Origin of the sequence: Mesorhizobium sp. M1A.F.Ca.IN.022.07.1.1 (assembly GCF_003997575.1) — a bacterium.
Lineage (GTDB): Bacteria > Pseudomonadota > Alphaproteobacteria > Rhizobiales > Rhizobiaceae > Mesorhizobium.
Genome location: NZ_RZST01000112.1, coordinates 1 through 15,980, shown reverse-complemented (window position 1 = coordinate 15,980; position 15,980 = coordinate 1). Strand labels below are relative to the sequence as shown.

Below are 15,980 nucleotides of genomic sequence, written 5' to 3'. Positions count from 1 at the left end.
GGCGGCGCACGGTCATCATCCATTCGGTGCGGTGCTGGTCGGCCCCGACGACGCCATCCTCATGCGCCAAGGCAATATCGACACCGTCCATCACGCCGAAACCGAACTTGCGCGACGCGCGGCGGCTGCCTATTCGCCGGAGTTTCTCTGGACCTGCACGCTCGTCTCAACCGGCGAGCCCTGCGCGATGTGCACCGGAACGCTCTACTGGGCCAATATCGGCCGGCTGGTTTACGGCTTCGAGGAGACCAAGCTTCTCGCGCTCACCGGCGATCACGCGGCGAATCCGACGATGAGCCTTTCTTCGCGCGCCGTGCTGGATTCCGGCCAGAAAAAGATCGAGGTGTTTGGCCCCTTCCCCGAAGTCGCGGACGAGCTGCTCGCACCACACCGCGATTTCTGGAAGCGCTGACGCGGAAGCGGATGTTGGGGACGGGTCCGCAAGGATAGGGTGACCCAGTCCGCCCTAAGCTTCCGCCCTGTAGGCTCTGCTTGACTCACACATATCTCACTGGTTATACGTCAATCAATAGCCATTGAGTTATCGATCCAGATGACGAACGCACACGATATGCTGTTCCGGACGCTTGCCGATCCGACAAGGCGCGCCATCTTCGAGCGTCTGTGCCGGCAAGGCGAGCAGACGGTCGGCGCGCTGACGGCTGAGGCCGGTGTCTCGCAGCCGGCGGTGTCGAAACATCTCGGCCTGCTCAAGCAAGCCGGACTGGTGCGCGACCGCCACGAGGGTCGCCAGACCCATTACAGCGCACAGCTTGGCGCGCTGGCGCCGCTAATGGATTGGACTCGCGATATGGCTGGGTTCTGGGAGAGCCGGTTCGACGATCTCGAGGATCTGCTGCAGAGGATGGATCAATGAACGATATGCCGGCCGGAACGCGCTCCGTTGTGGTCGAGCGCGAGATTCCCTATCCGCCGGAAAAGATCTGGCGGGCACTGACCCAGCCGCATCTCATCGAGGAGTGGCTGATGAAGAACAACTTCAAGCCGGTCGTAGACCACCGTTTCGAACTGAGCGCGGACTGGGGCGGTGTCGAGTGCCAGGTCCAGACAGTCGAGCCAAACAAGACGCTTTGCTACACATGGGACACCAAGGATCTAGAGAGCGTCGTCACATGGACGCTGACCCGGACCGGCGCCGGCACTCGCCTGCGCATGGAGCAGACGGGCTTCCGAACTGACCAGGAGCCGTATTTCCGGGGCGCCGCCGTTGGCTGGCCGAGGTTCTTTGCGGCCTTGGAGCAGGTGCTTTCGCGGATCGAGTGAGGACCTGCGGCAACCTCATCCAGATGACGCAGCTGGCACGCTGGTAGGCCCAGCGTTCATTGGTTCTTTCAGAGGAGGAAGCATTGGACTGGAGCAAGTGGATCAGGCAGTTGCATCGGTGGCTGTCGATCATCTTTACCGTGACCGTCATCGCCAACTTCGTCGCCATGGCATTGGGCGAGCCGCCGGCCTGGGTGGTCTATTCGCCGCTCCTGCCGCTTTTCCTGCTGTTGTTCAGCGGCCTCTACATGTTCGTGCTGCCCTATGCCGCAAGGTGGCGCGGTGGGCCGGCGCGCGAGCGCGCCGGACCGGCCTGATGGCAAAAGCGAAATCGGCAAAGGTTGCAGCCAGGCCGTCGGGGGAAAAACCCGTCCTGCTTTCGGGCGGCAACCCGCAGATCGCCAAGGGGTATGGTGACGCTCCCGTGCAGGCCTATATCGCGGCGATGCCGGGCTGGAAGAGCGAGGTAGGCCGCCGGCTCGACCAACTTGTCATGCAGGCCGTCCCCGACGTGCAGAAGGCCGTCAAATGGAACTCGCCGTTTTACGGCATGGACGGCGAAGGCTGGTTTCTCGGCATTCACTGTTTCACCAGATACGTCAAAGTGGCCTTCTTTCGCGGCATGTCGCTGAAGCCGGTGCCGCCCGGCGAATCCAAGAGCAAGGACACGCGCTATTTTCACATCCATGAGGACGACCAGCTCGACGAAGCGCAATTCGTCTCCTGGGTGAAACAGGCAAGTCAATTGCCTGGCGAACGAATGTAAGCGCATTATCGGTCACTCACGGTCCGCCCGACGAGGCATCATGGCGATCCGTCTAGCGGGTGTTGAAGGAGGACACATATGGAGAAAATCGGCGTGCAGGAAAGCAAGTCTCCTTCCGAGCTGATTGATGGCCGTATCGCGGAATTGGGCGATTGGCGGGGCGAGATGCTCGGCCGGCTGCGCGCCCTGATTAGGGATGCCGATCCGGACGTCACCGAGGAATGGAAGTGGCGCGGCGTGCCGGTCTGGGAGGACGCCGGAATGATCTGCACCGGCGAGACCTACAAGGCCGTCGTCAAGCTGACCTTCGCCAAGGGCGCGGCGCTGCCGGATCCCTCACGTCTCTTCAACTCCAGCCTCGAAGGCAACACAAGGCGCGCCATCGATTTTCGCGAAGGCGAGGAGATCGACCAGGAAGCGTTCAAGGCTCTCGTGCGAGCAGCGGTGGCCCTGAACAGGTCCAAGGCCAAACGATGATCCCAGAAGCGCGTCAGCACCGGAGGCGGACGAACCCGGCATTGCCCTCTAGGCTGTTGCCTCTCCGGCCCACCGCTCCAGCAGGATCGTCGGCTTGTCGTGATAGGTGGTCCGCAGGATTTCGCGATAGCCGTTCTTATCTGCGACCTTGAGCGAGGCGCCATTTTCGGGATCGATGATGCAGACGGTTCTGGCTCGCCCGAACGCCTCGTCACCCCAGGCGACGATGCGCCCGACGACTTCGCTTGCAAGCCCCTGGCCATGCGCACCCGAAGCTAAAGCCCAGCCGGCTTCCGGCACGCCTTCGATCGAGGGCTCGATCTCGCGCTTCAGATCATGGAAGCCGGCCTCGCCGAGGAAGCGGCCAGTCGCCTTGTCCTCGATCGCCCAGAACCCATAGCCAAGCAGCGACCACAGCCCGGCATGGCGCAGGAAACGCATCCAGCTTTCCTCGCGGGTGCGCGGCTTGCCGCCGATGAAGCGGGTGACCCCCGGGTCCGCCCACATCGCGACATAGGTCTCGAAATCGTCGAGCCGGTGCGGCCGCAGGATGGTCCGCGCCGTCTCGAGGATCGGCACACCGGCTTCCCTTGCAATGCTCATCGCAGTCCTCTCCTTTGAGCGGCAGCGCTTAGCAAACCTGCACGTTCGAACAAGGGCCAGGATCGCCCGGGTCATCCTCCAGCGATGCAAGTGGATCAGCGCCGTCATTGACCGGCTGATATTTCGGCGTGTGGGATTCTCGACAGGCGATGCTAGTCTTGGGACGAAGCTGATTCAGCGATATCGCGGCGCATCTGAACACGAGGAACGATAATGGACACCACCGACCTTCTGCTGGCGATCGCCCATCATCTTCTGGTGTTCTCGCTGGCCGGCATCATTGGCGCCGAGTTCGTGCTGGTGCGCGGCGAGTTGGGGGCGACGACGCTCAAGCGCGTTGTCGGCATCGACCGCCACTACGGCATCATCGCCGCGCTGATCGTCATCATCGGCATCTGCCGGGTGTTCTTCGGCCTGAAAGGCTGGGAGTTCTACGTCTTCAACTGGGTGTTCTGGGCAAAGATGATGGCCTTCATCATCGTCGGCCTGCTGTCGATCATCCCGACCGTGCGCTTCATCTCCTGGAGCAGGCAGGCGAGCGGCAATCCTTCCTTCTCGGTTCCGGCGGCGGAGCTCGCCTCGGTGAAGAACTATGTCCGCGCCGAGGGCTTCATGTTCCTGCTCATCCCGGTCTTTGCGGCGGCGATGGCGCGCGGCTACGGTTATTAGAATAGAACCGAGGAAGAGCAGGGATCGGGCAGCAACCGGCATTCGCCAACGTACCGTCGTCAGATGTCGACATCCTGCGATCCATCATCCGACCCAGATCTTTTCCATCCATCTTGCGGGTGATTTGTAGATAATTGCGGTTTGCCGTTTGAGTCCGATTGCAATCTGCTAGCCTGCACTAGTTGCTATTGCATCCACAGCCGTCGCCGAGAGGAATTTCGCGCGGTGGCTGAAGATTCATACTCTGGGAGGAAGTCACAATGAGAAAATTTGTTGCCGCTCTGGCTGCCGCAGCGGCCATCACGCTTTATCCGTTCGCCGCGGGCGCGCAGACCTATCCGGAACGCACCATCACCGTGGTGGTGCCGTTTGCGGCCGGCGGCCCGACCGACACGGTCACACGCCTCATCGCCGAAGCCATGTCGAAGGATCTCGGCCAGCAGGTCATCGTCGAGAATGTCGGCGGTGCCGGCGGCACGCTGGGCGCGGGCCGCGTCGCGAAGGCTGACCCGGACGGTTATACGCTGCTCCTCCACCACATCGGCATGGCGACCAGCGCGACGCTGTACAGAAAGCTCGCATACGACACGCTCAACGCCTTCGAATATGTCGGCCTCGTCACCGAGGTGCCAATGACCGTCGTCGGCCGCAAGGACCTCGAGCCGACCGATCTGAAGGGACTGGTCGAGTACGCCAAGACCAACAAGGATACTGTCACCGTCGCCAATGCCGGGATCGGTGCGGCCTCGCATTTGTGCGGCATGCTGTTCATGAGCGCCATCGGTACGCCGCTGGTCACCGTGCCCTACAAGGGCACCGGCCCGGCCATGACCGATCTTCTTGGCGGCCAGGTCGACATGATGTGCGACCAGACGACCAACACCACCAAGCAGATCCAGGGCGGCACGATCAAGGCCTATGCCGTCACCTCGCCGGAACGCCTCGATGTGCTGCCGGACGTCCCAACGACGACGGAAGGCGGCCTTCCCGAGGTGCAGGTGAGCATCTGGCACGGCCTCTACGCACCAAAGGGTACGCCGGCCGAGATCACCGGACGCCTGTCGAAATCGCTGCAGGTCGCGCTGAAGGATCAGAACGTCGCCGCCCGCTTCGCCGAACTCGGCACCAAGCCGTCGCCCGAAGCCGACGCGACACCGGCGGCGCTGAAGGCCAAGCTTGAAAGCGAGATCGGGCGCTGGAAGCCGATCATCGAAGCCGCCGGCCAGTACGCCGACTGAGGTTTTGGACGGGGCGCGATCGGCGCCCCGTTTTTGCTTCGGCCCCGTTTTGCGTTGCAACGGCGCGCCCGGGGTGCGCACCTGAGAGGAACGTGATGAAGCCCTTCGCAATCGACACGACCAACGGCATATGCGCCGCGCTGTTCATCGCCTTCGGCGCATTTTTCGCGCTGCAGTCGCTCGGCCTCGAAATCGGCAGCGCCTTCCGCATGGGACCGGGCTATTTCCCGCTGGCCCTGGCGATAGTGCTGCTTCTGCTCGGCGTTATCATCCTCGTCCAGGCTGTGCGCTTCGAGAGCGAGGCGATCGGCCACATCGCGTGGCGCGGCATGCTGCTCATCCTCCCCGCTCCGATCTTCTTCGGCCTGACGGTGCGCGGTCTCGGCTTCATCCCGTCGATCTTCCTGACGGCGCTGATCGCATCCTTTGCCAGCGCCCGCATGAAACCGCTGACCGCGCTCGTGTTATCGGCCGGCCTGACGCTGTTTGCCTCACTCGTCTTCAGCTACGCACTCGGCCTGCCGTTCCGACGCTTTGGCCCGTGGCTGCCATTGTGAGGAGACGACCATGGAGCTCCTCGCCAACTTGGTGCTCGGCTTTTCGACGGCGACATCGCTGACAAATCTCGGTTTCTGTCTGATCGGCGTCCTTCTCGGCACGCTGATCGGCGTCCTGCCCGGCATCGGCGCCACCGCAACCATCGCCATGCTCTTGCCGATTACGTTCCAGATAGGCGACCCGGTTTCCTCTCTCATCATGCTCGCCGGCATCTATTACGGCGCGCAATATGGCGGCTCCACCACCGCCATTCTCATCAATATGCCCGGCGAATCCTCGTCAGCCGTCACCGCAATCGACGGCTACCAGATGGCCAAGAACGGCCGCGCCGGGGCGGCACTCGCGATCGCGGCGATAGGCTCGTTCTTTGCCGGCACGGTGTCGACCTTCCTGGTCGCCATCTTTGCTCCGCCGCTGACGGCGATGGCGCTGGAATTCGGCGCGGCCGAGTACTTTTCGCTGATGGTCGTCGGCCTCGTCTCGTCCGTCGCGCTCGCCCACGGCTCGATAGTCAAGGCGCTAGCCATGGTTGTGCTCGGCCTGCTGCTCGGCATCGTCGGAACCGACATCTATACCGGCACGCCGCGCTTCACGCTCGGCATCACGCAATATGCCGACGGGCTGAATTTCGTCGCGGTAGCGGTCGGCGTCTTCGGCGTCGCCGAGATCCTGCGCAACCTCGAGAACGAGCATGAGCGCTCCGTGCTGATCCGAAGAGTCTCCGGCCTCATGCCCACCGGCGAGGATTTTCGGCGCATGGCCGCGCCCATCATGCGCGGAACGATCATTGGTTCGGCGCTCGGCATCCTGCCGGGAGGCGGCGCGATCCTTGCAGCCTTCGCCTCCTACACGGTCGAAAAGCGCGTATCGAAAAAACCGGGGGAATTCGGCAAGGGCGCCATCGAAGGCGTCGCCGGGCCGGAATCGGCCAACAATGCCGGCGCGCAGACCTCCTTCATCCCCATGCTGACGCTTGGCATTCCGGCCAATCCGGTAATGGCGCTGATGATCGGCGCGATGATCATCCAGGGCATCGTGCCCGGCCCCAATGTCGCGACCGAACAGCCGGAGCTGTTTTGGGGCATCATCGCCTCAATGTGGATCGGCAACCTGATGCTGATCATCCTCAACCTGCCGCTGATAGGGCTTTGGGTGAAGCTCCTTACGATCCCCTATTACGTGCTGTTTCCGATCATCATGGCGTTCTGCTCGATCGGCGTCTACAGCGTCAACACCAATGTTTACGACCTCTACGCCGTCGCCTTCTTTGGCTTGCTCGGCTACCTCCTGACCAAGCTGCGCTGCGAACCCGCGCCACTGCTGCTCGGCTTCGTGCTCGGCCCGTTGCTTGAGGAAAACTTGCGTCGCGCCATGATTCTGTCGCGCGGCGACCCGAGCACCTTCGTGACGAGACCGATCAGCGCCAGCCTGCTCTTCATCGCGCTCGCCGTGCTCGTCATCGTCTTCCTGCCCGCGGTCAAGAAGAAGCGTGAAGAGGTGTTTGTGGAGGAAAATTAAGTCATTGAATTTTCGTTGCGATTTTTGAATTCGGCGTTTTGACCGCAGGCGCCGTCGGCTGGCGCTATCCGCTACACTCTGACTAGCTGACACCAATCGCTCGGTCCTCAGTTTCGTCGAGCGGCGCGAGCTCGATCAGCGGCGCCGGCAGGTCGGTGGTCTTTTCCTTGGACTTGCAGATATCGGCGATGACACAGACCGGGCAGTCGGGCTTGCGCGCCTTGCAGACATAGCGGCCATGCAGGATCAGCCAGTGATGGGCGTGCCGCATGTATTCGGCGGGGATGACTTTTATCAGCCCCTGCTCAACCTGTTCCGGCGTTTTGCCGGGCGCCAATCCAATACGATTGCCGATGCGAAAGATATGCGTGTCCACCGCCATCGTGTGCTGGCCGAAGGCTACGTTGAGCACGACATTGGCGGTCTTGCGTCCCACGCCCGGCAGCTTGACCAGCTCGTCCCGATCTTCGGGCACGTTGCCGGCATAGTCGTCGATCAGTGCCTTCGAGAGCGCGACCACGTTCTTGGCCTTGTTGCGCCACAGGCCTATGGTGCGGATGTAGTCGCCGACCTTGGCCTCACCGAGCGCCAGCATCTTCTGCGGTGTATCGGCGACCGAAAACAGCGGCTTCGTTGCCTTGTTGACGCCGACATCGGTCGCCTGCGCCGACAGCACCACCGCGATCAGCAGCGTGAAGGGATTGACATAGTCGAGCTCGCCCTTCGGCTCGGGCCGCTGCACGGAAAAACGCCGGAAGATCTCATGCACCTCGGCGGGCGTGTAGAGCGAGCGCAGCCCGCCCTTCCGGGACGGCGTCTTTGCTTTCGCACTGCCGCCTGAGGCGGAGGCTGACGGCTTTTTGACGAGGAAGGAGTTTTTGGACTTGGGCGGCGCCATTCCCTTCCTATAATATTTCCCTATGAGCGACACAAACGCCTCGTTCGAAGCCGACAAGCCATTCTTCCAGGCCCTGCTGACGCCGCATCGCTCCCTCGGTCGGACCGGCTTTCTGATATTGATGGGCGCGCTGATGTTCGGCTGGGCGATCACCGGCGCGATCTTCCTGGCACATGGCGCATGGCCGGTCTTCGGCTTCTTGGGGCTGGACGTGGTCGCCGTCTACATCGCCTTTCGCGTCAATTACCGGGCGGCCCGCGCCCGTGAGGAAATATCGGTCTCGCGCACCAGGCTTGACATCCGCAAAACGGCGCCGTCGGGCCGCTTCGAGGATCATCGCTTCAACCCGTTCTGGACCCGCTTTTCGATCGCCCGCCATGCCGAGATCGGCATCACCAAAATGGCCGTCGAGGCGCAAGGCGAAAGCGTTTCGATCGGGTCTTTCCTGGATCCCGGTTCCCGCGAAAGCTTTGCTGCTGCCTTTTCGCGCGCACTGGCGACCGCCAAGGCGCGTTGAACTGGCACGGCGCCCGGCGGCTTGCCGTAGAGCGTCATCAGCAAGGCCTTTCTACCCCGGTCAAATCTATCTTTTCGCCGGCCGTCATCGCCCTTCGGCTCGAAGCCTGCTCGATCTGGGTAGGGGCCGGAGGAAGGCAAGTTTCGGGTGGTAGCCATGCGCGGGAAGACCGATATTCGCGGCCGAGCAGATAGCCATGGGAGATATTGCCATGAACGTCCAGATGACCATGAATACCCGGATGGAACCGTCAGCGATCCTGCAGAACGACATCACGCCCGTGGGCAGCGACTACGAAATCGTGCGCCGCGCCATCGAGAAGATCAGCCTCGACTATCGCGACCAGCCCTCGCTGGAGGTCCTGGCCGAGGCGGTCGGCGAGACGCCGACGGGCCTGCAGAAACTGTTCACGCGCTGGGCCGGCCTGTCGCCCAAGGCCTTTCTGCAGGCGGTGACGCTCGACCATGCGCGCAGGCTGCTTGATTCCGGCATGCCGCTGCTCGAAACCTCGTTCGAGCTCGGCATGTCGGGCCCCGGCCGGCTGCACGACCTCTTCGTCACGCACGAAGCGATGTCACCCGGCGACTACAAGACCCGTGGCGCCGGCCTGACCATCCGCTACGGCTATCATATCTCGCCCTTCGGCATTGCGTTGATCATGGTCACCGATCGCGGGCTGGCCGGCCTGGCCTTCTGCGACGCCGGCGGCGAGCGGGCCGCCTTCGCCGATATGTCCGGCCGCTGGCCGAACGCAGCTTACGTCGAGGACATGTCGGCCACCCAGCCCTATGCCGCGCGCGTCTTCGATCCGACAAAATGGCGTGCGGACCAGCCGCTGCGCGTGGTGATGATCGGCACCGATTTCCAGCTGCGCGTCTGGGAGGCGCTGCTGCGAATTCCGATGGGCAGGGCCTGCACCTATTCCTCGATTGCGGCAAGCATCGGCGCGCCGAGCGCCAGCCGGGCCGTCGGTGCGGCGGTGGGCGCCAATCCGATGTCCTTCGTGGTTCCTTGCCATCGTGCGCTCGGCAAGTCCGGCGCCCTCACCGGCTACCACTGGGGACTGACGCGCAAGCGCGCCATCCTCGGCTGGGAGGCGGGACAAATGGCGTCCTGAAACTTCGTTTTTTCCGCGCGCCATTGCGAAAACCGTGGATCTGAATATAGGTAAGTATAATCGAAAACAATACATCCGAAATATCGGGAAATGCAACCGGAGACAACCTCAGGTTTCGCCGGTTGTATTTTGAATTGTTTGCAGTCGTTATCTTGTTTAACACTAAATTAACCACGATAAACGGATGATACCTCTGTACTGAGCCGCATTTGCTAAGGGCACAGATATGCGGAAAGTTCGTCGGGCATCGCAGGTTCTGACGCTTGCAGACGGGCTTCACCTTGCCCGGCGTCACCCTGCCCCAGGGCCGAGGACGAGGTTCAGCTTCCGACGGCACGACCTGCCGCTCGGCCGTTTCCGGCAGCGGCGCCTATCTGGACGTCGGCGTCATCCGCGTCAACAGCAACCACCAGTCGAACAGCAACCTCGCCACTTACGGCGGCGTAGTGGTCCCGATCGGGCGGACGCCGAAGCGCGTCGATTGCGGCCGCCTCTACGAACTCGAGGTCGAGCGCCTGCAGCTTGAATTGAAGCTGCTCAAGATGGGTCTCGACGCCGACGGCCAGACGGGAAGCGTGGCTGCTCCCAATCCCGCGACCACCTCCGCTGCCGCATCGACTGGATGGGCTAACGAAGGCTGGAGCATCAGCACGATCCTCAACCTGCTCGACTGCTATTCCGTCTCGGCACCGGCGCCGATTGCCTTCACGTCCGCGCCGAGCGGCGGCGACACCGACGTCACCTTCGCCACCGTCTTCCGCCTCGATGGCTCAGGCTCGGACATCCCGGGCAGTTCGCCGCAGCGGGTGACCAACGGCACTCACACCATCCAGGTCGATCTCACGGCCACGAAATCGCCGGGCATCTTCCCGGCCGGCAACTACCAGGGCACGGTGACGGTGCGCTGCGAATGATGCTGTGGGCCGGTGCGGCGCACAACCGGCTTGATCTGGCAATAGACGGTCTTTGCGGCTAGCCTCCCGCGCAAGCAACTGCGTAAATGCAAGGACTTGCGGCATCGGCCTTCGATCGAAGGCTCGCCCGCTCGTGCAGGAGGCCTTTCTTGATCATCATCGTCGGCTCGATCAACCTCGACCTGATCGCCAATGTCGACCGTTTGCCTGAACCCGGCGAGACGGTCCGCGGCTCCGGCTTTGCCACCGCTCCCGGCGGCAAAGGCGCCAACCAGGCGCTGGCCGCGGCCCGCGCAGGCGCTGAGGTGCGCATGGTCGGCGCCGTCGGCAAGGACAGCTTTGCCGCCGAAGCGCTGGCGCTGCTGAAGGCCGGCGGTGTCGATCTTTCCGGCGTCGGCGAGAGCTTCGCCTCCACCGGCACAGCGCTCATCCTGGTCGGCGCCGACGGCGAGAATGTGATCGCCGTCGTGCCGGGCGCTAACGATTCTGTACTGCCCGGCGACATCGCCAAGGCGTATCTGAAGAAGGGCGATGTCGTGCTTTTGCAGCACGAGATCCCGCTGCCCACGGTCGAAGCGGCGCTTGATGCAACCCGCGCGGCGGGTGCCGTCAGCGTGCTCAACACCGCGCCTTTCCGCCCCGAGGCGGCCGGCTTTCTCGGCAAGGCCGACTACGCCGTCGCCAACGAGACCGAGTTCGACCTCTATGGCGAGGCGCTGGTGCTCACCGGCCGCGACCGGGAGGCGCGGATGCGCGACTATGCCGAAAAGACAGGCCGCGCCATCGTCGTGACGCTCGGCGGCGACGGCGTGCTGGCTGCCACTCCCGACCATTTCATCACCGTCCCGGCACTGAAGATAACTCCGGTCGACACGGTCGGCGCGGGCGACACCTTTTCCGGCTATTTGGGCGCCGGCCTGTCGTCCGGCCTCCCGCTCGAACAGGCGCTCACGCGCGCCGCGGCGGCAGGCTCGCTCGCATGCTTGAAGCCGGGTGCGCAGCCGGCGATTCCGCTGGCGAAGGATGTCGACGCGGCCTTGGCCGCGCGGTGACGGCGATGCGCCCGTCGACGAAACACGCCGTGCCGCCGGCAAGCGACATCTGTCGCTTGTCCGCCGTAGAACTTACCGACACGATCAGGCAGCGCCGTCTGTCGGCGCGCGAGGTCGTCAGCGCCTTTCTCGACCGCATCGATGCTGTGAACCCGCTGGTCAACGCCATCGTGTCGCTGCGCGAGCGCGCCGATATCCTGGCGGAAGCCGACAGGGCGGACGCCCATTTGGCACGGGGCGGCGCGGCCGGATCGCTGTTCGGCCTGCCGATCGCCATCAAGGACCTCGCCCTGACCAAGGGCTTAAGAACAACCTTCGGCTCGCCGATCTTCGCCGATTTCGTCCCGCAAGAGGACGATTTCTTCGTCGAGCGCCTGCGCAAGGCCGGCGCCATCATCATCGGCAAGACCAATGTTCCGGAATTCGGGCTGGGCTCCAACACCTACAATCCGGTCTTCGGTCCGACGCTCAATGCCTTCGATCCGACGCTCACCGCCGGCGGCTCGAGCGGCGGCGCTGCGGTGGCGCTGGCGCTCGACATGTTGCCGGTCGCCGACGGCAGCGATTTCGGCGGCTCGCTGCGCAATCCGGCGGCCTACAACAACGTCTATGGCTTCCGCCCCTCGCAAGGGCTGGTGCCGGCCGGCCCCGACATCGATGTCTTCCACGCCCAGATGGGCGTCGAAGGGCCGATGGGCCGGAATGTGCGCGACATCGCGCTGCTGCTCGATGAGCAGGCCGGCTATCATCCGCGGGCGCCATTGTCGCATGACAAGCAGGGCTCGTTTCTCGAAGGCCTGCGGGAGAAAGCCACCGGCGGCCGCATCGCCTGGCTCGGCGATTTCGGCGACCATCTGCCGATGGAGCCAGGCATTCTCGACCTGTGCGAGGCCGCCCTTGCCCGCTTCGCGGACGCCGCGTTCCACAGCGAAACGCTGGTGCCGGATGTCGATTTCGAGGCGCTCTGGCAGGCTTTTGTCACCTTGCGCCAGGCGAGCAGCGGCTGCGGACTGAAGGCGCATTATGACGATCCGGAAAAGCGCAGGCTGCTGAAGCCGGAGGCCATTTGGGAAGTTGAGCAGGCGATGCGCCTTACCGCGCCCCAGGTCCATGCCGCCTCGGTCCGGCGCACCTCATGGCACCGCACGCTGCTGTCGCTGTTCGAGCGCTTCGACCTCATCGTGCTACCGACCGCCCAGGTCTTCCCCTTCGAGGTCTCGACGCATTGGCCGCGCGAGATCGTCGGACGGCCGATGGACAGCTATCACCGCTGGATGCAGGTCTCCGCCTTTGCCACGCTCGGCGGTTGTCCGGCGCTCAACGTGCCGGTCGGCTTCGACGGCAAGGGCCGGCCGATGGGAATGCAGTTGATCGGCCAGCCGCGCGGCGACCTGGCGGTCCTCCAGGCCGGCGCCGCCTATGAGGCGACGCTGCCCTGGCCGGCGGGGGCTGCCTGACGGGCTCAACCGGCTGGCGCTTGCGCCCGCGTCAACTCCGTGCATTGATCGCGCTCCGCGCCTGTCGGCGCGATCCTGTTCGAGGGAAAACATGTCGCTGGAACTCTACGCCGCCTATGTCGTCGCCTGCATCGTCATCGTCCTGGTACCCGGGCCGACGGTCACGCTGATCATCGCCAACAGCATCCGCCATGGCTCGCGCGCCGGGCTTGCCAATGTCGCCGGCACCCAGGCGGGGCTCGCCATCATGATCGCCATCGTCGGCATCGGCCTCAACACGCTGATCGCCGGCATGGGTCACTGGTTCGAATGGGTGCGGCTGATCGGTGCGGCTTACCTCATCTGGATGGGTGTGCAGATGCTCCGCGCCAAGGGAGCCCTGAACCCCGATGGATCGGCCAAGAAACCGCGCGGCGGCTTCTTCCTGCAGGGTTTCCTGGTGGCGATTTCCAATCCGAAAACGCTTGTCTTCTTCGGCGCCTTCTTCCCGCAGTTCATCGCGCCACAGGGCAATTACACGCTGCAAATCGTGGTCACGGGCCTGACCGCGATGGTCTTCGCCGCCATGTCGGATTCGACCTACGCGCTTGCCGCCGGCCGCGCCGGGCGCATGCTCTCGGCCAGCCGCGTTAAGCTGATGTCGCGGATCAGCGGCAGCTTCCTGGTCGGCGGCGGGCTCTGGCTGGCGTTCTCCAAGGCGAAATGAGAGCGAATACTCTGGTCGCAGTTATTTTTGACGCCTATTGAATAGTTGTGCTTGGCAGCACACTTTTTCAGGATGAACAAGTCAAACGTTTCCTTCCGGAATCGCTTGCTTATTTGGCAATACGAGTGCAGCGACGCCGTGATCGGCGTCGCTTTCTTCTGCGCATTTGCGGCTACGAATCCATCGCCATCGTTGAGCTTCAGGCCAATCCGGTCATCGCCACTCAACGCGTGATGGGCGTGGTCGAATACGTCAGGGTGAAGCCCATCAATCCGTACGGCACGATCGGCCACAATCTATACTACACCTACGATCTGCGCCTTGATGACGACAACACACGGATATCTGTCGACGACGATGTGAGGCGACCCCCATCTTGTCGGCTCCGTCCTTCCCATCGAGCGACAGCACCACAAGCACGGTGTCGACACCTATCGGTTGCTCAACGGGTGACGACGTGTGCTCGCTTGGCCGCTTTGACAGTCAGGTGAGCCGCCCCAGCCGCTCCACCAGCAGCGCGAAGAACGCATCGTGGTCGATATCGCACATGACCATGGCGTTCTTCTCGCGCTTGGTGACGCCCCACCAGTCGATCACCGTCATGCCCATGGTCAGCTCGGAGCTGGTCTCCACGCTGACATTGCAGCGGCGACCCTTGAACAGCTCCGGCTTGATGAGATAGGCGATCACGCACGGATCGTGCAGCGGCCCGCCGTCGGTGCCGTATTTCTCCTCATCGAAGCGCTCGAAGAACTCCAGCATCTCGGCGGTTGCGGTGCCGACCTTGGTGCCGAGCTGGCGGAAGGCCTGGATGCGCTTGGCCGAGGTCAGTGCCTTGTGGGTGACGTCGAGCGGCATCATCACGATCGGAACGCCCGACTTGAACACCAAATCCGCCGCCTGCGGGTCGACGTAGATGTTGAATTCGGCGGCAGGCGTGACGTTGCCGCCCTCGAAAAAGCCGCCGCCCATCAGCACGATCTCCTTGAGACGCGGCGCGATCCGCGGCTCGCGGATCAGCGCCAGCGCGATGTTGGTGAGCGGCCCGAGTGGGCACAACGTGATCGTGCCCGCTTCCTCGCGCATCAGCGTCTCGACAATGAAATCGACCGCGTATTGCTCCTGCAGCGGCATGGTCGGCTCGGACAGCTGGGGTCCATTGAGGCCGGTCTTGCCATGCACGTCCTCGGCGGTGACCAGCTCGCGCGCCAGCGGGCGGATGGCGCCGGCATAGACCTTGACGTCGGGCCGGCCGCCGAGCTCGCAGATCTTGCGCGCATTCTTCTCCGTGAGCTTCAGCGGCACGTTGCCGGCAACGGCGGTAATGCCGACGACCTCCAGCTCGGCGCTGCCGAGCGCCAGCAATATGGCGACGGCATCGTCCTGGCCGGGATCCGTGTCGATGATGATCTTTCGTGACTGGGGCATTTCAATTCCTTTGGGGAGTCTTTTTGGGCGGGGTTTTGACGGCTTGAACTTGATCGCGCGGCGGACCATATCAAGACCATCGGGAAAAATGCCATCCGGGTTTTTCCGGTTTGTGTCGCTCTTAAGAGGACAGTGTAACAATGAGTCGAATGACGCCCTTCTCCAGCCCGCTTCTTCTGGGCTTCGACGCCATGGAAAAGACGCTCGAACGTCTGGCGAAGTCGGGCGACAGCTACCCTCCGTATAACATCGAGCGTCTGGGCGCCTCGGACGGCAAGGCCGAAAGGCTGCGCATCACGCTTGCCGTGGCGGGTTTCGCAGAGAACGACCTCGATGTCACCACCGAGGAAAACCAGCTGATCGTGCGCGGCCGTCAGACCGACGACACCGAGCGCGAGTTCCTCCACCGCGGCATCGCCGCACGCCAGTTCCAGCGCTGCTTCGTGCTGGCCGACGGCATGCGGGTGGTCGGCGCGGAATTGAAGAACGGCCTTTTGTCGATCGATCTCGACCGTCCGGAGGCCGAGCGGCTGGTACGGAAAATAAACATATCGGTGAAAGACTGATCTTTGCCGATGGCTCTAATGCGGGACGGCCGGAAGTGGCGTCCTTGCGCCAAGGAGGCTTGTAATGACCAGAATTGACGAAACCCTGACCATGACCAGCGGCGAATTCGCCCATCTCGGCGAAGGTTCGGTCGCATATCTGAGGAAAATATCGAGCGACGATTTGCGCGGCCGCTTCCCCGGCCTCGGCGAAATCGCGCCCGGGCTGGAAC

The 15,980-nt window shown here is 63.2% G+C and carries 21 protein-coding genes; 18 read left to right on the top strand and 3 right to left on the bottom strand.

Annotated features, from left to right (window positions below):
- The 6 genes from EOA75_RS14910 to EOA75_RS14885 form a co-directional block, all read left to right on the top strand.
- Nucleotides 1–412: nucleoside deaminase (locus EOA75_RS14910; RefSeq protein WP_164747394.1), on the top strand; the 412-nt coding region annotated here is incomplete at its 5' end.
- A 141-nt stretch (nucleotides 413–553) separates the two neighbouring features.
- Nucleotides 554–877: a metalloregulator ArsR/SmtB family transcription factor gene (locus tag EOA75_RS14905; RefSeq protein ID WP_067003998.1), complete on the top strand. Its 324-nt coding sequence runs from the start codon at nucleotides 554–556 to the stop codon at nucleotides 875–877.
- A complete protein-coding gene (locus EOA75_RS14900) occupies nucleotides 874–1,284 on the top strand; it encodes an SRPBCC domain-containing protein (RefSeq protein WP_127214044.1) in 411 nt (136 codons plus the stop codon). Before EOA75_RS14905 ends, EOA75_RS14900 begins: the two co-directional genes overlap by 4 nt.
- 83 nt (nucleotides 1,285–1,367) lie before the next feature.
- A complete protein-coding gene (locus EOA75_RS14895) occupies nucleotides 1,368–1,601 on the top strand; it encodes a hypothetical protein (protein WP_127214046.1) in 234 nt (77 codons plus the stop codon).
- Entirely contained in the window at nucleotides 1,601–2,050 is a 450-nt protein-coding gene (locus EOA75_RS14890; RefSeq protein WP_127324547.1) for a DUF1801 domain-containing protein, read from the top strand. The genes EOA75_RS14895 and EOA75_RS14890 overlap by 1 nt, the downstream gene beginning before the upstream one ends.
- Nucleotides 2,051–2,128: 78 nt before the next feature.
- Nucleotides 2,129–2,527 carry a DUF1801 domain-containing protein gene (locus EOA75_RS14885; RefSeq protein ID WP_127214050.1) on the top strand — a complete coding sequence of 133 codons (399 nt, stop codon included), beginning with the start codon at nucleotides 2,129–2,131 and terminating at the stop codon, nucleotides 2,525–2,527.
- A gap of 48 nt (nucleotides 2,528–2,575) precedes the next feature.
- Here the strand turns inward: EOA75_RS14885 and EOA75_RS14880 are convergent, their stop codons facing one another.
- The gene (locus tag EOA75_RS14880) at nucleotides 2,576–3,130 is read right to left on the bottom strand and encodes a GNAT family N-acetyltransferase (protein ID WP_127324546.1); all 555 of its coding nucleotides are present in this window, start codon (nucleotides 3,128–3,130) and stop codon (nucleotides 2,576–2,578) included.
- 213 nt (nucleotides 3,131–3,343) lie between these two features.
- Here EOA75_RS14880 and EOA75_RS14875 point away from each other — a divergent pair, with 213 nt between their 5' ends.
- The 4 genes from EOA75_RS14875 to EOA75_RS14860 all read left to right on the top strand — a co-directional run bounded on the left by EOA75_RS14875 (nucleotide 3,344) and on the right by EOA75_RS14860 (nucleotide 7,113).
- Nucleotides 3,344–3,799, top strand: coding sequence for a DUF2214 family protein (locus EOA75_RS14875; protein WP_127324545.1), 456 nt, complete (start codon nucleotides 3,344–3,346; stop codon nucleotides 3,797–3,799).
- Between the two features lie 260 nt (nucleotides 3,800–4,059).
- Nucleotides 4,060–5,037, top strand: coding sequence for a tripartite tricarboxylate transporter substrate-binding protein (locus EOA75_RS14870; protein ID WP_127324544.1), 978 nt, complete (start codon nucleotides 4,060–4,062; stop codon nucleotides 5,035–5,037).
- A gap of 95 nt (nucleotides 5,038–5,132) precedes the next feature.
- The gene (locus tag EOA75_RS14865) at nucleotides 5,133–5,594 is read left to right on the top strand and encodes a tripartite tricarboxylate transporter TctB family protein (RefSeq protein ID WP_127324543.1); all 462 of its coding nucleotides are present in this window, start codon (nucleotides 5,133–5,135) and stop codon (nucleotides 5,592–5,594) included.
- Nucleotides 5,595–5,604: 10 nt separating this feature from the next.
- A complete protein-coding gene (locus tag EOA75_RS14860; RefSeq protein ID WP_067318861.1) occupies nucleotides 5,605–7,113 on the top strand; it encodes a tripartite tricarboxylate transporter permease in 1,509 nt (502 codons plus the stop codon).
- 82 nt (nucleotides 7,114–7,195) lie between these two features.
- Here the strand turns inward: EOA75_RS14860 and nth are convergent, their stop codons facing one another.
- Nucleotides 7,196–8,011, bottom strand: coding sequence for an endonuclease III (gene nth, locus EOA75_RS14855; RefSeq protein WP_127324542.1), 816 nt, complete (start codon nucleotides 8,009–8,011; stop codon nucleotides 7,196–7,198).
- Nucleotides 8,012–8,033: 22 nt separating this feature from the next.
- On the opposite strand from nth, the gene EOA75_RS14850 reads away from it, so the two are divergent.
- From EOA75_RS14850 to EOA75_RS14825, 6 genes are all read left to right on the top strand, one after another.
- Nucleotides 8,034–8,528 (top strand): DUF2244 domain-containing protein, encoded by a 495-nt coding sequence (locus EOA75_RS14850; RefSeq protein ID WP_127214056.1) that lies wholly within the window; start codon nucleotides 8,034–8,036, stop codon nucleotides 8,526–8,528.
- 211 nt (nucleotides 8,529–8,739) lie between these two features.
- Complete coding sequence (locus EOA75_RS14845) at nucleotides 8,740–9,645, top strand: methylated-DNA--[protein]-cysteine S-methyltransferase (RefSeq protein WP_164747393.1); 906 nt, start codon at nucleotides 8,740–8,742, stop codon at nucleotides 9,643–9,645.
- Between the two features lie 263 nt (nucleotides 9,646–9,908).
- Nucleotides 9,909–10,559 (top strand): hypothetical protein, encoded by a 651-nt coding sequence (locus tag EOA75_RS14840; protein ID WP_245466639.1) that lies wholly within the window; start codon nucleotides 9,909–9,911, stop codon nucleotides 10,557–10,559.
- 149 nt (nucleotides 10,560–10,708) lie between these two features.
- Nucleotides 10,709–11,611, top strand: a complete 903-nt coding sequence (locus tag EOA75_RS14835) for a ribokinase (protein ID WP_127324541.1) — start codon at nucleotides 10,709–10,711, stop codon at nucleotides 11,609–11,611.
- A gap of 5 nt (nucleotides 11,612–11,616) precedes the next feature.
- Nucleotides 11,617–13,068 (top strand): amidase, encoded by a 1,452-nt coding sequence (locus tag EOA75_RS14830; protein ID WP_127324540.1) that lies wholly within the window; start codon nucleotides 11,617–11,619, stop codon nucleotides 13,066–13,068.
- A gap of 91 nt (nucleotides 13,069–13,159) precedes the next feature.
- The gene (locus EOA75_RS14825; RefSeq protein ID WP_067318869.1) at nucleotides 13,160–13,774 is read left to right on the top strand and encodes a LysE family translocator; all 615 of its coding nucleotides are present in this window, start codon (nucleotides 13,160–13,162) and stop codon (nucleotides 13,772–13,774) included.
- 483 nt (nucleotides 13,775–14,257) lie between these two features.
- Here the strand turns inward: EOA75_RS14825 and EOA75_RS14815 are convergent, their stop codons facing one another.
- Nucleotides 14,258–15,202, bottom strand: a complete 945-nt coding sequence (locus tag EOA75_RS14815) for a nucleoside hydrolase (RefSeq protein WP_127324539.1) — start codon at nucleotides 15,200–15,202, stop codon at nucleotides 14,258–14,260.
- 140 nt (nucleotides 15,203–15,342) lie between these two features.
- Here EOA75_RS14815 and EOA75_RS14810 point away from each other — a divergent pair, with 140 nt between their 5' ends.
- Both EOA75_RS14810 and EOA75_RS14805 read left to right on the top strand, forming a co-directional pair.
- The gene (locus EOA75_RS14810) at nucleotides 15,343–15,768 is read left to right on the top strand and encodes an Hsp20 family protein (RefSeq protein WP_067004038.1); all 426 of its coding nucleotides are present in this window, start codon (nucleotides 15,343–15,345) and stop codon (nucleotides 15,766–15,768) included.
- A 64-nt stretch (nucleotides 15,769–15,832) separates the two neighbouring features.
- Nucleotides 15,833–15,980, top strand: a 148-nt coding sequence (locus EOA75_RS14805) for a DUF1150 family protein (RefSeq protein WP_127324538.1), incomplete at its 3' end; no start/stop codon positions are given.

Coding starts and splice junctions, on each gene's coding strand:
- EOA75_RS14905 (WP_067003998.1), top strand. CDS start 554: ATGACGAACGCACACGATATGCTGTTCCGGACGCTTGCCGATCCGACA.
- EOA75_RS14900 (WP_127214044.1), top strand. CDS start 874: ATGAACGATATGCCGGCCGGAACGCGCTCCGTTGTGGTCGAGCGCGAG.
- EOA75_RS14890 (WP_127324547.1), top strand. CDS start 1,601: ATGGCAAAAGCGAAATCGGCAAAGGTTGCAGCCAGGCCGTCGGGGGAA.
- EOA75_RS14885 (WP_127214050.1), top strand. CDS start 2,129: ATGGAGAAAATCGGCGTGCAGGAAAGCAAGTCTCCTTCCGAGCTGATT.
- EOA75_RS14880 (WP_127324546.1), bottom strand. CDS start 3,130: ATGAGCATTGCAAGGGAAGCCGGTGTGCCGATCCTCGAGACGGCGCGG.
- EOA75_RS14875 (WP_127324545.1), top strand. CDS start 3,344: ATGGACACCACCGACCTTCTGCTGGCGATCGCCCATCATCTTCTGGTG.
- EOA75_RS14870 (WP_127324544.1), top strand. CDS start 4,060: ATGAGAAAATTTGTTGCCGCTCTGGCTGCCGCAGCGGCCATCACGCTT.
- EOA75_RS14865 (WP_127324543.1), top strand. CDS start 5,133: ATGAAGCCCTTCGCAATCGACACGACCAACGGCATATGCGCCGCGCTG.
- EOA75_RS14860 (WP_067318861.1), top strand. CDS start 5,605: ATGGAGCTCCTCGCCAACTTGGTGCTCGGCTTTTCGACGGCGACATCG.
- nth (WP_127324542.1), bottom strand. CDS start 8,011: ATGGCGCCGCCCAAGTCCAAAAACTCCTTCCTCGTCAAAAAGCCGTCA.
- EOA75_RS14850 (WP_127214056.1), top strand. CDS start 8,034: ATGAGCGACACAAACGCCTCGTTCGAAGCCGACAAGCCATTCTTCCAG.
- EOA75_RS14845 (WP_164747393.1), top strand. CDS start 8,740: ATGAACGTCCAGATGACCATGAATACCCGGATGGAACCGTCAGCGATC.
- EOA75_RS14830 (WP_127324540.1), top strand. CDS start 11,617: ATGCGCCCGTCGACGAAACACGCCGTGCCGCCGGCAAGCGACATCTGT.
- EOA75_RS14825 (WP_067318869.1), top strand. CDS start 13,160: ATGTCGCTGGAACTCTACGCCGCCTATGTCGTCGCCTGCATCGTCATC.
- EOA75_RS14815 (WP_127324539.1), bottom strand. CDS start 15,202: ATGCCCCAGTCACGAAAGATCATCATCGACACGGATCCCGGCCAGGAC.
- EOA75_RS14810 (WP_067004038.1), top strand. CDS start 15,343: ATGAGTCGAATGACGCCCTTCTCCAGCCCGCTTCTTCTGGGCTTCGAC.